Here is a 13,386-nt window from a genome sequence, read left to right as displayed (position 1 = left end):
GCCCGTCACGCGAACCACCGCCGCGGCTCGGGAAGACGGCCCAGCCGGATCATGACCCGGTAGGCCACGACGGACATGACCGCACCGACGACGATGAGCACCACGCCCTCCGGGCTGCCGTACGCCTGCGCGCCCTCGGGCCGCAGCGCGAGAAGACCGAGGATGACCCACGGCGCCGTCACACCGAGGACGGCGGCACCGCGCACCCACGACTGACGCGCCTCGACCTCCGCCCGCAGGGCGGCGTCAGCGCGCACCGATGACGACAGCGCCCGCAGGACCGTCGTGAGCTCCGTCCCTCCCACCTGACGCGCCATGCGGAGCGTCTCGATGATGCGGTCGGCGACGGGATCTCCGAGGTTCTGCTTCAGGTGAGCGGCGGCGGAGTCGAAGTGGCCGGAGGCGGCGATGTCGCGCGCGAAGACGGCGAAAGCCGGGCGCAGCGATGCCGGCGCTGAGTCCGCGAGCGCCGCGACCGCGTCCGGAAGCGACATCCCCGCCCGCACCGACGCGATCAGCAGATCGCACACATCGGGCCAGAGACCGCGACGAGTGCGGCGCAACCGCGTGCGCCGCGACCGCAGCCAGGCGACGGGAGCGAAGGCGGCGGCGACGCCGGCCACCACGGCGAGCGCGGCGACCTGGGTGATCAGCCACGCGAGTGCACCCGCGACCAGGGCGCACAGCCCGCCGACGGCGACGACGCTCGTGGGCGCCACCCGCGCGAGGCCCGCTCCTTCGAGCAACGAGGACACGCCCCCGGTCACCGCCGCCGGCGGCTTCGGTCGCTCCGGCCAGACCCAGGGGGAGATCGCCAGCAGGATGCCGGCTGCCAGGGTCGCACCCCAGATCCAGGTCACGGCGACACACCCTCAGCGCGATACAGCGTCTTCGCCGCGATGCCGCCGCCGTCCACGCCGGTGGGGGCGACGATCTCCACCACGCGACGCCGGCCGTCAGGCTCTCGACGGCAGTGCGCCACGAGGTGCACCGACGAGGCCACGGCCGGCTGGATGAATCCGGCGTCGATGTTGCGACCGGCCAAGAGCGGGAGGGCGGCCAGCTTGGTCAGCGCCTCGCGTGCCGAGTTCGCGTGAATGGTCGCGGCGCCGGGCACGCCCGTGTTCAGCGCCAACACGAGATCCAGCGCCTCCGCGTCGCGCACTTCGCCGACCACGAGGCGATCCGGCCGCATGCGGAGCGCCTCCTTCACAAGGCGTCGCAGGCTCACCTCACCGCTGCCCTCCAAGCTCGGCTGCCGGCCCTGCAGCGACACGATGTCGGGGGCTTCGACCGCCAGCTCGAACGTCTCCTCCACGGTCACCACGCGCGTCTCCGGCGTGCAGGCGGCGATGATCGCTCCGAGGAGCGTCGTCTTGCCCGCGTGGGTCGCACCCGACACGACGATGCTCCGACCGGTGCGGACCCCGTCGAACAGGATCTCCGCCGCCTCCGGGGCGAGCGACCCGGTCCGCACGAGCTCCCGCAGGTCGCGCAGGCTGGGAGAGAACTTCCGGATGTTCACCGCCCAGTGACGACGCGTGATGTCGGGGATGACGACGTGCAGCCGGGAGCCGTCCGGAAGCGACGCGTCCACGAACGGCTGCGAGAGATCGACCCGGCGACCGGTCGAGTGCAGCATCCGCTCGATAAGATCGCGCACGGCGACGTCGGTGAGGGTGAGAGGCACCCGTTCGGCCACGCCCGCGCGAGCCACGAAGATGCGGTCCGGCGCGTTGATCCACAGCTCCTCCACACTCGGATCGTCGAGGTAGACCTGGAGCGCGCCGAACCCCGACACCGTCGCGAGCACCTGCCGCACGCACGTAGCCTCGTCATCGACCGGGCGAAGCCCGCGGGCGAGAGCGAAGTCGTTGTGGCGTCGCACCTCGGAGCGGGCGATCTGCGCCGCCCGGTCCGGTTCACGCGATGGGTCGGCGGCCTCGCGCCGCAACCGCTCGCGCACACGCTCGGCCACCGACACGGCAGGATCGGCGGTCAGGGTCACCCGGGAATCCTCGCAAGTCCGGGCGCGGGGCCGTGTTCGTTATCCACAGGTGCGCCATGCGAGCGGGCGCGCGAGAATGGAGACGATTGCGAAAGGATCACCATGGGAACCGCCACGAAGAACCTCTCCCCCGTCTCGAAGCTCGGCCTCGGCGTCGTCGGCGTCGTGCAGGTCGCGTTCGCCTTCCTCGCCTTCTGGGACCTCGCGCACCGCGATCACCGCGACGTCGTCGGGTCGAAGCCGATGTGGGTACCGGTGATCCTCGTCAACTGGATCGGTCCGGCCGCCTACTTCCTGGTCGGCATCCGGCGCTGAACCCGGGGGAAACCCCCACAGAAGACGTTCACCGCGGTCAGTAGACTTGACCCACTTCGCGGGAGTGGTGAAATCGGCAGACACGCAGGATTTAGGTTCCTGTGCCCTCGGGCGTGTGGGTTCAAGTCCCACCTTCCGCACGCGATGACCTCGCACGCCCTGACCGAAGCCGTTCCGACGCTGGGACTTCCTTGGATCTCCGACCCGCAGCACTGATCCCCTTCCTCGACCCTGCCGCGATCATCGACGCAGCCGGTCCCTGGGCGCTCCTCGTGGTGTGCGGGATCGTGTTCGCCGAGACCGGCCTGCTCGTCGGGTTCCTCCTCCCCGGCGACACGCTGCTCATCATGGCCGGCCTGCTGTCGAATCCCACCGCGCATCCGCCCCACGGCGTCTTCGGCGTGAACGTCTGGCTCGTCGGACTCCTCATCGGCCTGGCGGCGTTCCTCGGCGGCGAGGTCGGCTATCTCATCGGGCACAAGGCCGGCCCCCGCATCTTCGAGCGCAAGGAATCCGGCTTCTTCAGCGTCAAGAACGTCGAGCGCACGAACGCGTTCTTCGAGCGGTTCGGCGGGCTCACGATCATCCTGGCGCGCTTCGTGCCCATCGTCCGCACCTTCGCGCCGGTGGCCGCGGGTGTGGGGCACATGAACAAGTGGACCTACACGCTCTACAACCTCATCGGCGCGGTGCTGTGGGGCTTCGGGCTCACCGTCTTCGGATACGGCATCAGTCTCATCCCCGGAGTCGGCCAGATCGTCGCGGACTACATCGACGTCATCCTGCTCGTCGCCGTGCTCGGGACCGTCACCTTCGTCGCGACCCACTACGTGCAGCAGCGCCGGAAGGCGCGACGAGCTGCCGAGGCAGGAGAGGACGTCGTCACCGACGAAGACGAAGCCCGCCACCTCGTGCTCGAGCACGACGTCTTCGACCACCCGGACCGCTACGGCGAGAGCGCGCGCCGTCACGACCACGACGATCCCGACGCCCCCGGGCGCTGACCCACGCGCGGGAGCCGCGGGGATGGCGGCTACGACGCCTTGGCCGACTTCTTCGCGGGCTTCTTCTTCGGCGGCGCAGCCGACCCCTCGCCGTCCGACTCCTTCGATGCCTTCGTACCCGCCGTGGTCGCCGACCGCGCGGCGCGCGACTTCTCCACGCTCGCCCGAAGGGCCTCCATGAGGTCGATCACCTCGCCGCCGGAAGCGTCGTCGTCGCGTTCACCGAAGGTCTCCGCGGTGTCGACGGCGTCGCCCTGCTCGAGCTTCGCATCGATGAGCGTGCGCAGCTCGGCCTGATACTCGTCTTCGAACTCCTCCGGGTCGAAATCGCTCGCGAAGCTGTCGACGAGAGCGGCGGACATCTCCAGCTCCTTCGCCGAGATCCTGACGGATTCGTCGAGCGCCGGGAAGGACGCCTCCCGCACTTCGTCCGCCCACAGCAGCGTCTGGAGCACCAGCACCTCACCGCGCACACGGAGCGCCGCCAGGCGCGTCTTCTGCCGGAGCGAGAAACGCACGATCGCGGTGCGGTCGGTCTGCTCGAGGGTCTTCCGCAGCAGCACGTACGCCTTCGGCGAGGCCGAGTCCGGTTCGAGGTAGTACGCCTTGTCGAGCGTCAGCAGGTCGACCTGCTCGCTCGGCACGAACTCGACCACGTCGATCTCTCGACTGCGCTCGCTCGGCAGCGCATCGAAGTCCGCCTTGGTGAGGATCACGGTCTTCTCGCCGTCGTTGTAGGCGCGGTCGATGTCGGCGTACGGAACGACCTCGCCGTCGATCTCGCAGATGCGCTGGTAGCGGATGCGTCCGCCGTCGGCGTTGTGCACCTGATGCAGCGGCACGTCGTGGTCTTCGGTCGCCGAGTAGACCTTGACCGGAACATTGACCAGGCCGAAGGTCAGCGCGCCCTTCCAGATGGCTCTCACCACACCAGTACACACCCGTCACAGGGCTCGCTGCCACCCCTTGCGGACGGCGGGCGGGCCGTGCGGAGGACTTCCCGCACTAACCTGAGGCCATGGCCGGGGCGGAACAGCTGGTGCGCATCGACGGCCGCCGTCTGCGAATGACGAACCTCGACAAAGTGCTGTATCCCGCCACCGGCACCACCAAGGGCGAGGTGATCGACTACTACACGCGCGTGGCTGACGTGCTCCTGCCGCACGTGGCCGGACGCCCGGTCACCCGCAAGCGCTGGCCGGACGGCGTCGGCACCGAGGCCCACCCCGGGACCTCGTTCTTCGCGAAGGACCTCGAACCGGGCGCCCCCGCGTGGGTGCGGCGCCTGCCCATCGCCCACTCGGGCGGCCCGAAAGACTATCCGCTCATCGCCGACGTGCCGACCCTCGTCTACCTCGCCCAGGTCGCGAGCCTGGAGCTCCACGTGCCCCAGTGGCGCTTCGACGCCGACGGCCAGCGCGGCACTCCCGACCGCATCGTTCTCGACCTCGACCCCGGTCCGGGCGTTGGTCTCGCCGAGTGTGCTGAGGTCGCTCGGCACGCGCGGCACATCCTCGATGGCATGGGGCTCAAGGCCTTCCCGGTGACGAGCGGCAGTAAGGGCATCCACCTCTACGCGCACGTGGACGGCGCCTGGTCGAGCGAGCAGGTCTCCGGCGTGGCTCGGGAACTCGCCCGGGCGATCGAGGCGGACCACCCCGGCCTCGTCGTCAGCCAGATGGCGAAGGCGGAGCGTGCGGGTCGCGTGTTCATCGACTGGAGCCAGAACAACGCCGCGAAGACGACCATCGCACCCTACTCGCTTCGGGGACGTGCTCACCCGACGGTCGCCGCGCCTCGCACGTGGGAGGAACTCGACGATCCGAAGCTCTCGCATCTGACCTTCGACGAGGTGCTGCGTCGCGTGGACCGGCTGGGCGATCCCCTCGTCGCCCTCGATCCGCGTCCGTCCCGCGCGCCGCTCACGGCCTATATCGCCAAGCGTTCCGCGTCACGCACACCGGAGCCCGTGCCCGAGCATCCCGCCGGGGAGCCGTCCGATCCGCGCGCGCAGCCTCGATTCGTCATCCAGGAGCACCACGCGTCCCGGCTGCACTGGGATCTCCGCCTCGAACGCGACGGCGTGCTCGTGAGCTGGGCGGTGCCGCGCGGAGTTCCCCACACCCACGCACGCAACAACCTCGCGGTGATGACCGAGGACCACCCGCTGTCGTACCTCGACTTCCGCGGCGTCATTCCGAAGGGCGAGTACGGTGCCGGCACGATGACGGTGTGGGACACCGGTCACTACGAGCTGGAGAAGTGGCGCGACGACGAGGTCATCTTCACCGCCCGCGGCCGCGATGACGGCCCCCTCGGTGACGTGCGCCTGGCTCTGATCCGCACGGACGGTGAGGGTGAGAAGTCCACCTGGCTGCTGCACCGCATGAAGACGGATGCCGTCGGCCGACCGCAGGCCGAGGGTGCACCCGTCGAGCCAGCCGACCACGCGCACCTGATCGCCGACGCGGAAGGCCCCACCCCCGCCGAGCATGTCCCGAAAACTGCGGCGAAGACCACGGCGAAAGGACGGAAAGCGGGACATGCGGACAAGAGGTCGGGCGCCGCGCCGGACTCGAGCGCCCTGCGACCGATGCTCGCCGTCAACGCAACGCCCGCCATCGCTCGGCAGGCTGCGCGACGCTGGGCCGACCCGGGGGGCTCCGCGTGGGCGGAACTGAAGTGGGACGGCGTGCGCGCACTCGGCATCTGGGACGGCCGTTCCCTCCTGCTGCGTGCACGCAGCGGCGCCGACATCAGGGCGACCTACCCGGAGCTCACGGCGGCACCGCCCGACCTCGGGCCGGTGCCGGCGATCATCGACGGCGAGGTCGTCGCGCTGGACGAATCCGGACGACCGAGCTTCCCGTTGCTGCAGAGTCGCATCAACCTCACCGACCGGCGCGAGATCGCCCGGGAGGCGGCGCGCACGCCGGTGCAGTGGTATCTCTACGACCTGCTCTCCCTCGATGATCGCGACGTGTCCGACCTGCCGCTGTCGGCTCGGCGGGAGCTGCTGGAGAGCATCGCCGGCGACGCAGCGTCGCCGCTGCGCGTGCCGCCGGTCTTCGACGACGTGGATGCGGCTCTCGCCGCCGCAGAGCGATTCGGCCTGGAGGGGGTGGTCGTGAAGGATCCGGCCTCCCGCTACCGCCGCGGCCCGCGCAGCGAGTCGTGGCTGAAGGTGAAGCTCACCCGCACGCAGGAGGTCGTCATCGGCGGCATCCGGCCGGGCAGGGGCGGTCGGAGCGGCCGCATCGGGTCGCTCCTGGTCGGCATCCCCGGCGACGACGGTCTGCGCTACGCGGGCCGCGTCGGATCCGGGTTCTCCGACGCGACGCTGGCGCGACTGGAGAAAGAGCTCCTCCCCCGGCGCACCGACGCCGATCCGTTCGTGGGCGTCCCGGCCGCTGACGCCCGCGACGCGCAATGGGTGTCGCCGCACGTGGTCGGCGAGGTGGAGTTCGCCGAGTTCACTCCCGGGGGGATCCTCCGCCACGCGCGCTGGCGCGGCCTGCGCCCTGACAAGTCGCCGGCCGAGGTGCGGCGCGAGGACTCCTGAGACCGGGTCAGGCGTGCGCGTCGTGCTCGACGTGATCGGCGGGCTCGAGCTGGAACGTGGAGTGCTCGACGTCGAAGTGGTCGGCGAGGCAGGTCTGGAGCGAGGCGAGGATGGCCGGGCCACGACCGTCGCGAAGGCAGACGTCGTCGACCACCACGTGCGCGCTGAACACGGGTGCGCCGCGGGTGAGCTGCCACACGTGCACATCGTGCACGGCGGTCACGCCCGGTGTGCGCAGGATGTGCTCCCGGATCTCGGCGACATGGATGTCGGCCGGCGCCGCCTCGCTCAGCACCGAGGCGACTTCGCGCAGCAGCCCGATCGCGCGCGGGATGATGAGGGCGGCGATCGCGAGGGAGGCGAGGGCGTCGGCGCCGGTCCAGCCCGTGGTGACGATGACGATCGCGGCGACGATGACCATCGCCGATCCGATGAGGTCGCCGAGCACCTCGAGGTAGGCGCCCCTCACGTTGATGCTGTGGCGCTGCGCCGCACTCAGGAGCCACATCGCGATCGCGTTGGCGATGAGGCCGACGACCGCCACGACGAGCATCAGCCCACCGGCGACCTCGTGATCGTCCGGGCCCACGAGGCGCGTCGCCGCCTCGACGGCGATCCATGCCGACAGCGCGATGAGGATCACGCCGTTGATGAGGGCCCCGAGCACCTCGGCCCGCTGATAGCCGAAGGTTCGTCGATCGTTGGCCGGCCGCGCGGCGACGATGCTCGCCAGGAGAGCGATGACGAGGGCCGCGGTGTCGGCGAACATGTGCCCCGCGTCGGCGAGGAGCGCGAGGGAGCCGGTGAGCGCGGCGCCGACGATCTGCACGATCATCACCGACGCGGTGATGATCAGCGACAGGGTCAGCAGGCGGCGATTGCTCGCGCCCCGGAGCCCGGGGGCATGATCGTGCATGCATCCCAGGCTAGGACGCGCCCTCGCCGCCGACACGCATCCACCTGAAGTCGGGAACGATGCCGGTTCTCATTCCTGCCCCCGGACCGATCAGACGGCGACGAGCAGCGGCAGGAGGGCCGCGAACGCGCGCGCACGGTGCGATACCGCGTTCTTCTCCGCGGCCGACCACTCCGCAACCGTCCGCTCGGCCGAGCGGTCCTGCCCATCGGGGATGAAGACCGGATCGTATCCGAATCCCCCCACGCCGGCCGCTTCGGTCGCGAGGCGCCCGGGCCAGACGCCGGCGACGGTCTGTTCCGAACCGCTGGGGATGACCAGCGCGATGGTCGAGACGAACTGCGCCGCGCGATGCAGATCCGCGACGTCGGAGAGCTGGTCCAGCAGCAGCGCCAGGTTCGCTCCGGCATCCTTCGCGTGCCCCGCCCAGTAGGCCGAGAACACCCCCGGTGAACCGCCCAGCACGTCGACGCAGATGCCGCTGTCGTCGGCGAGGGCCGGGAGCCCGGTGTGGATGCTCGCCGCACGCGCCTTGATCAGCGCGTTCTCGGCGAACGTGACGCCGTCTTCGACCGGCTCGGGTCCGTCGTACGCGACGACCTCGAGATCCGGCCGCGCCTCGGCGACGATCGCCTGGAACTCCTCGACCTTGTGCGGGTTGTGCGTGGCCAGCACGATGCGGCCGGCGCTCGGCGCTGCCATTCCCGGCGCCCGCTCAGCGCGGCTGTCCGGCGCCGTCGAGCACCGACACCTGCTGGTCGCGCAGCTCGGCGCATCCGGCGACACCCAGCTCGAGGAGCTGGTCGAGTTCGCGCTTGTCGAACGGCGCCCCCTCCGCGGTGCCCTGCACCTCGACGAAGAGACCTCGCCCGGTGACGACGACGTTCATGTCGGTCTCGGCGCGCACGTCTTCGACGTACGCCAGGTCGAGCATGGGCGTGCCGTCGATGATGCCGACCGACACCGCCGACACCGAGTCGAACAGGACGTTCGAGCGCTGGGCGACGAACTTCTTCTCACGGCCCCACTCGATCGCATCCGCCAGTGCCACGTAGGCGCCGGTGATCGCGGCGGTGCGGGTGCCGCCGTCGGCCTGCAGCACGTCGCAGTCGATCACGATGGTGTTCTCGCCCAGCGCCTTGGTGTCGACCACGGCGCGAAGGGCGCGGCCGATCAGGCGCGAGATCTCGTGGGTGCGCCCCCCGATCTTCCCCTTCACGCTCTCGCGGCTGTTCCGCTCGTTGGTCGCGCGCGGCAGCATCGCGTACTCGGCGGTGACCCACCCCTTGCCCTTGCCCGTCAGCCAGCGCGGCACGCCGTTGGTGAACGACGCGGTGCACAGCACCTTGGTCCCCCCGAACGAGATGAGAGCGGACCCCTCGGCCTGTGTCGACCATCCGCGTTCGATGGTGATCGGGCGCAGCTGGTCGACGGTGCGGCCGTCGGCACGGGTCATGTCGGTCATGTTCCTCCTCGGATGCGGTTGGTCTTCAGCGGGGCAGATCGATGGCGCCGGTCTGCACGAGACGCACGTCGCGCACCTCGCGACCCATGAGACGGTGCGCGAGATCGACGAAGTCGTCGGCGGATGATCCGGTCGCCTCGTACAGGTGACGGGCGACCGCGTCGGGGCCGGCCAGCAGATCGCGGCCGACGAGTTGGCGATAGACGTCCTTGGCGGTCTCGGTGTCGCTCGAGACCAGCGAGACGTCGGGCCCCATCACGTAGCTGATGGCGCCCTCGAGGAACGGATAGTGCGTGCAGCCCAGCACGAGGGTGTCCACGCCCGCGTGCCGCAGTGGCGAAAGGTACTGCTCGGCGACAGCGAGCACCTCCGGGGTGTCCGTCACCCCCCGCTCGACGAACTCCACGAAGCGCGGACACGCCTGCGCGAACACCGTGAGCCGCTCATTGACCTCGAGCATGTCCTGATAGGCGCCGGAGGCGATCGTGCCGGCGGTTCCGATCACGCCGATGCGGCCGTTTCGCGAGGTCGACATCGCCGTGCGCACCGCGGGACCGATCACCTCCACCACGGGAACGTCGTAGCGCTCGCGCGCATCGCGGAGCATCGCCGCCGACGCGGTGTTGCACGCGATGACGAGCATCTTCACCCCCTGCTCGACGAGGGTGTCGAGGATCTCCAGGGCGTAGCGGCGCACGTCGGCGATGGGCTTCGGGCCGTACGGCGAGCGCGCGGTGTCGCCGATGTAGAGGATCGACTCCCGCGGCAGCAGCGCCGAGACCGCCCGGGCGACGGTCAGTCCGCCCACTCCGGAGTCGAAGATCCCGATCGGCGCGTCGTCCACGATCGACCAGCCTACCCGCCGACGGCCGGCCCGCCGCGGCGTGGCTAGGCTGGCGATCATGCGCGCCCGCGACAGCACCGCCCTGCTCACCGACCGCTACGAGCTGACGATGCTCGATGCCGCCCTCCGCGACGGCACCGCCCACCGCCGCTGCGTGTTCGAGGTGTTCAGCCGGCGACTGTCCGCGGGGCGCCGGTTCGGGGTCGTCGCCGGCACCGGCCGCCTGCTCGACCTCATCCGAGACTTCCGCTTCGGCGACGACGAGCTGCGGTACCTGCGCGATGAGCACATCGTGGATGCCTCGACCGTCCGGTGGCTCGAGGACTACACGTTCTCCGGCACCGTGACCGGATACCGAGAGGGCGAGCTGTACTTCCCGGGCTCGCCCGTGCTCACCGTCGAGGGCTCGTTCGCCGAGGCGGTCATCCTCGAGACCCTCGCCCTCTCCGTGCTCAACCACGACTCGGCAGTGGCCACGGCCGCCGCGCGCATGAGCATCGCCGCCGGGTCGCGACCCCTCGCTGAGATGGGATCGCGCCGCGCCGGGGAGCAGTCGGCGGTGGCGGCCGCACGTGCCGCGCACATCGCCGGGTTCGGGGCCACGAGCAATCTGCAGGCCGGGCGCGCGTGGGGTGTCCCGACGATGGGCACCGCGGCACACTCGTGGACGCTCCTGCACGACAGCGAGGAGGACGCCTTCCGCGCGCAGATCGCCGCACTCGGCACCGGCACGACCCTGCTCATCGACACGTACGACATCCGGACAGGGGTCGAGACGGCCGTCCGCGTGGCCGGCACCGGGCTCGGCGGGGTCCGCATCGATTCCGGCGACCTTCCCGACATGGCTGCGCAGGTGCGTCGTCACCTCGATGAGCTGGGCGCGACGAACACGCGCATCACCGTCACCAGCGACCTCGACGAGTTCGCCATCGCGGCGCTCGCGGCCAGTCCCGTCGACGCCTACGGCGTGGGCACGTCGGTGGTCACCGGCTCCGGTACTCCGACGGCGGGAATGGTCTACAAGCTCGTGGCGCGGCAGGACGCTGCGGGCGGGTGGGTCCCGGTGGCGAAGACCTCATCCGCGAAAGGGTCGCAAGGCGGCCGCAAGGCGGCCTTCCGCACCCTCGAGCACGAAGTCGCCAGCGCCGAGCTCATCGCCGTGAGCGACGGGTTCGACGAGCTCGACACGGGTGCCGAGCACCCGGGATCACGCACGCTCCAGGCGACGCTCATCGACCACGGCCAGCCGGATCACGCGGCGCTCGGCGCTGAAGGCGTGTCCGCGGCACGGGAGCATCACCTGCGCGCGCGTGCGGAATTGCCGCAGGCCGCACTGGCCCTCAGCCGGTCCGATCCGGCGATTCCCACGGTCTACGTCGACGCGGACTGACCGAGCGCGCCGGCCCGGCCGCGAGGCGTCAGCCGTTGAGGCCCTCGTAGATCTCCTTGCACTGCGGGCAGACCGGGAACTTCTCCGGGTCGCGGCCCGGTGTCCACTTCTTGCCGCACAGGGCACGCACCGGCTTGCCGGTGAGCGCCGATTCGAGGATCTTGTCCTTCTTGACGTAGTGCGAGAACCGCTCATGATCGCCCGGCTCGACGCTCTCCTCGCGGATGAGCTCTTCGAGCTCGCGGTCGAGTGTCGCCAGACCGCCCTGGTCGGGACTGTCGAGAGGGGTGCTCATGGTGAGCCAGTGTACCGCCGCGCCGCCCGCTGCGGCCGGGTCGGAACCGACTCAGCTCGCCTCGGCGAACTCCATGATCCGGCTGCCGCGGCGGCGGAAGACCCCGCCGCCGACGGCCACGCCGATCACCAGCACGCCCACGCCGATTCCGACGCCCCACCACAGGGCCAGCTCGGCCGAGGCGAGGTCACCGCCGAGAGCCAGCCACGACCACCACAGCACGGGCGCGCTGAGCCCGATCGACCCGAGCATCACGAGGGACTGCGACAGCACGCCGCTCGGCCCGGTACGCTGCGGCTGCTGGAACGGGCTGTCGCCGGGTCGGGAGACGGGGTAGGGGCCGAGCACCGAGGCGATGCTCGACAGACCGAGCCCGCAGAGGAACAGCGACGCGCACACGCCCACCATCGCCGGCAGGATCGCCCAGCGCCCGTGCAGCGACACTGCGACCGGGATACCGATCGCCAGCAGCGGCACCCCCAGGAGCACCACCGGCACGAGCCGGCCGATGCGATCGGCGGCACCGTGAATGCCGCTGGCGATGTGCATCCACACAGCGGTCGAGTCGTAGGCGAGGTCGTTGTGAGGGAGCCAGCCGAGGAACAGCGCGACGATCGGCACCGGCACGAGCGCGACGAGATGAGCCGGCACGCCCGCGAGGAGCAGCGGAACGATGAGGATCGCGGCCGCGACCGGGATGACGATCACGTTGACGATATGGCGCGGGTCCCGCAGCCAGTAGACCAGGCTCCGGGCGGCGACGGCGCCGGTGGGGGTGCCCGGGGCGACGGTGAACCATCCCAGACCCCCGCGCTCCTTGACCGAGACCGGCCGCTCGGTCGTGGTGAGGATGCGGGTGACCAGACCCAGCCATGCCGCACCGAGCAGGACGGGCGTCGCGACCGCCACGACCACCGTGAGTGCGACGCTCTCGCCGGCGACCACGGCCCCCGGAAGCGCCCACGCGGCGCCGACCGGGGTGAGAGCCAGCACACGCACCGCTTCGGTGAGCTGCACCGGCACGCTTCCCTGCCATTCCAGTGAGGCGAGGAAGACGACGACCGGGACGACCACGACGAGGATCCCGACGACGAGCACGCTCGACAGCTCGCGCGAGCGCCGCTCGCGGAGGAACATCGACGTCAGCGCCATCGCCACGCGGGCGAGCATCACGCATGTGGCGATGATCAGCACGACCGAGAGGATGCCGGCCCAGACGGGTGCGCCGAGAGATTCCCACACCGTCGCCGTCGTCGTCGCCAGCGCCAGCACCGCGAACACGGGGACGGACACCGCCCCCAGCACCGCGAGCACACCGGCAAGACGGCGAGGCGACAGTCCCAGCACCCCGAACCGGCGCGGGTCGAGCGGGTCCGGCGAACCGGTCACGACCGGAGCCAGGGCGAAGCCGAGCGTGATCGCCGCGCCCCCCATGACGGCCACGGCTGCGAACGCCTCGGGGGTCGCATCCTCGATCGTCGTCAGGGCCCAGCACGCGGCGACCACGGCCGCCGTGAGCACGAGCAGGCCGGCCGTCATGCGGACGATGTGGCGGGGCTCGCCGCGCAGAGCGCCGAGCATCATCGC

General features: G+C 70.8%; 13 protein-coding genes and 1 tRNA gene. 5 read left to right on the top strand and 9 right to left on the bottom strand.

Annotated features, from left to right (window positions below; all coding sequences use genetic code 11):
* Positions 1-5: 5 nt before the first annotated feature.
* The gene (locus tag ACGG9C_RS03915) at positions 6-860 is read right to left on the bottom strand and encodes a type II secretion system F family protein (protein WP_071042988.1); all 855 of its coding nucleotides are present in this window, start codon (positions 858-860) and stop codon (positions 6-8) included.
* A complete protein-coding gene (locus ACGG9C_RS03910) occupies positions 857-2,008 on the bottom strand; it encodes a CpaF family protein (RefSeq protein WP_228480981.1) in 1,152 nt (383 codons plus the stop codon). The genes ACGG9C_RS03915 and ACGG9C_RS03910 overlap by 4 nt, the downstream gene beginning before the upstream one ends.
* Before the next feature lie 102 nt (positions 2,009-2,110).
* Between ACGG9C_RS03910 and ACGG9C_RS03905 the strand changes: the two genes are divergently transcribed.
* The 3 genes from ACGG9C_RS03905 to ACGG9C_RS03895 all read left to right on the top strand — a co-directional run bounded on the left by ACGG9C_RS03905 (position 2,111) and on the right by ACGG9C_RS03895 (position 3,327).
* Positions 2,111-2,323 carry a PLDc N-terminal domain-containing protein gene (locus tag ACGG9C_RS03905; protein WP_071042985.1) on the top strand — a complete coding sequence of 71 codons (213 nt, stop codon included), beginning with the start codon at positions 2,111-2,113 and terminating at the stop codon, positions 2,321-2,323.
* 58 nt (positions 2,324-2,381) lie between these two features.
* A tRNA-Leu gene (locus tag ACGG9C_RS03900) sits at positions 2,382-2,463 on the top strand.
* Positions 2,464-2,514: 51 nt separating this feature from the next.
* Entirely contained in the window at positions 2,515-3,327 is an 813-nt protein-coding gene (locus ACGG9C_RS03895; protein ID WP_194385008.1) for a DedA family protein, read from the top strand.
* A 29-nt stretch (positions 3,328-3,356) separates the two neighbouring features.
* Here ACGG9C_RS03895 and ACGG9C_RS03890 read toward each other — a convergent pair whose 3' ends face one another.
* Positions 3,357-4,253 carry a Ku protein gene (locus ACGG9C_RS03890; protein WP_194385007.1) on the bottom strand — a complete coding sequence of 299 codons (897 nt, stop codon included), beginning with the start codon at positions 4,251-4,253 and terminating at the stop codon, positions 3,357-3,359.
* 92 nt (positions 4,254-4,345) lie between these two features.
* Between ACGG9C_RS03890 and ACGG9C_RS03885 the strand changes: the two genes are divergently transcribed.
* Positions 4,346-6,889 carry an ATP-dependent DNA ligase gene (locus tag ACGG9C_RS03885; protein ID WP_390178246.1) on the top strand — a complete coding sequence of 848 codons (2,544 nt, stop codon included), beginning with the start codon at positions 4,346-4,348 and terminating at the stop codon, positions 6,887-6,889.
* A 7-nt stretch (positions 6,890-6,896) separates the two neighbouring features.
* On the opposite strand, the gene ACGG9C_RS03880 is transcribed toward ACGG9C_RS03885, so the two are convergent.
* The 4 genes from ACGG9C_RS03880 to murI form a co-directional block, all read right to left on the bottom strand.
* Positions 6,897-7,805 carry a cation diffusion facilitator family transporter gene (locus ACGG9C_RS03880; RefSeq protein WP_390178245.1) on the bottom strand — a complete coding sequence of 303 codons (909 nt, stop codon included), beginning with the start codon at positions 7,803-7,805 and terminating at the stop codon, positions 6,897-6,899.
* Between the two features lie 90 nt (positions 7,806-7,895).
* The gene (rdgB, locus tag ACGG9C_RS03875) at positions 7,896-8,507 is read right to left on the bottom strand and encodes an RdgB/HAM1 family non-canonical purine NTP pyrophosphatase (RefSeq protein ID WP_390178244.1); all 612 of its coding nucleotides are present in this window, start codon (positions 8,505-8,507) and stop codon (positions 7,896-7,898) included.
* A gap of 13 nt (positions 8,508-8,520) precedes the next feature.
* Complete coding sequence (rph, locus tag ACGG9C_RS03870; protein ID WP_071042978.1) at positions 8,521-9,270, bottom strand: ribonuclease PH; 750 nt, start codon at positions 9,268-9,270, stop codon at positions 8,521-8,523.
* 25 nt (positions 9,271-9,295) lie between these two features.
* The gene (gene murI / locus ACGG9C_RS03865; protein WP_071042977.1) at positions 9,296-10,114 is read right to left on the bottom strand and encodes a glutamate racemase; all 819 of its coding nucleotides are present in this window, start codon (positions 10,112-10,114) and stop codon (positions 9,296-9,298) included.
* A 58-nt stretch (positions 10,115-10,172) separates the two neighbouring features.
* On the opposite strand from murI, the gene ACGG9C_RS03860 reads away from it, so the two are divergent.
* Positions 10,173-11,504 (top strand): nicotinate phosphoribosyltransferase, encoded by a 1,332-nt coding sequence (locus tag ACGG9C_RS03860; protein WP_390178243.1) that lies wholly within the window; start codon positions 10,173-10,175, stop codon positions 11,502-11,504.
* A 28-nt stretch (positions 11,505-11,532) separates the two neighbouring features.
* Here ACGG9C_RS03860 and ACGG9C_RS03855 read toward each other — a convergent pair whose 3' ends face one another.
* Together ACGG9C_RS03855 and ACGG9C_RS03850 are read right to left on the bottom strand one after the other, a co-directional pair.
* Complete coding sequence (locus ACGG9C_RS03855; RefSeq protein ID WP_071042973.1) at positions 11,533-11,799, bottom strand: DUF3039 domain-containing protein; 267 nt, start codon at positions 11,797-11,799, stop codon at positions 11,533-11,535.
* 51 nt (positions 11,800-11,850) lie between these two features.
* The gene (locus ACGG9C_RS03850) at positions 11,851-13,383 is read right to left on the bottom strand and encodes a hypothetical protein (protein ID WP_286717121.1); all 1,533 of its coding nucleotides are present in this window, start codon (positions 13,381-13,383) and stop codon (positions 11,851-11,853) included.
* Between the last annotated feature and the right edge of the window lie 3 nt (positions 13,384-13,386).

Source organism: Microbacterium sp. MTN4-26, assembly GCF_042846595.1.
Classification (GTDB): Bacteria; Actinomycetota; Actinomycetes; order Actinomycetales; family Microbacteriaceae; genus Microbacterium; species Microbacterium luteum.
Note: the sequence above shows the minus strand (reverse complement) of the source record. Positions and strands in the feature narration are given on the sequence as shown.

Coding starts and splice junctions, on each gene's coding strand:
- ACGG9C_RS03905 (WP_071042985.1), top strand. CDS start 2,111: ATGGGAACCGCCACGAAGAACCTCTCCCCCGTCTCGAAGCTCGGCCTC.
- ACGG9C_RS03885 (WP_390178246.1), top strand. CDS start 4,346: ATGGCCGGGGCGGAACAGCTGGTGCGCATCGACGGCCGCCGTCTGCGA.
- ACGG9C_RS03880 (WP_390178245.1), bottom strand. CDS start 7,805: ATGCACGATCATGCCCCCGGGCTCCGGGGCGCGAGCAATCGCCGCCTG.
- rdgB (WP_390178244.1), bottom strand. CDS start 8,507: ATGGCAGCGCCGAGCGCCGGCCGCATCGTGCTGGCCACGCACAACCCG.
- rph (WP_071042978.1), bottom strand. CDS start 9,270: ATGACCGACATGACCCGTGCCGACGGCCGCACCGTCGACCAGCTGCGC.
- ACGG9C_RS03860 (WP_390178243.1), top strand. CDS start 10,173: ATGCGCGCCCGCGACAGCACCGCCCTGCTCACCGACCGCTACGAGCTG.
- ACGG9C_RS03855 (WP_071042973.1), bottom strand. CDS start 11,799: ATGAGCACCCCTCTCGACAGTCCCGACCAGGGCGGTCTGGCGACACTC.
- ACGG9C_RS03850 (WP_286717121.1), bottom strand. CDS start 13,383: ATGATGCTCGGCGCTCTGCGCGGCGAGCCCCGCCACATCGTCCGCATG.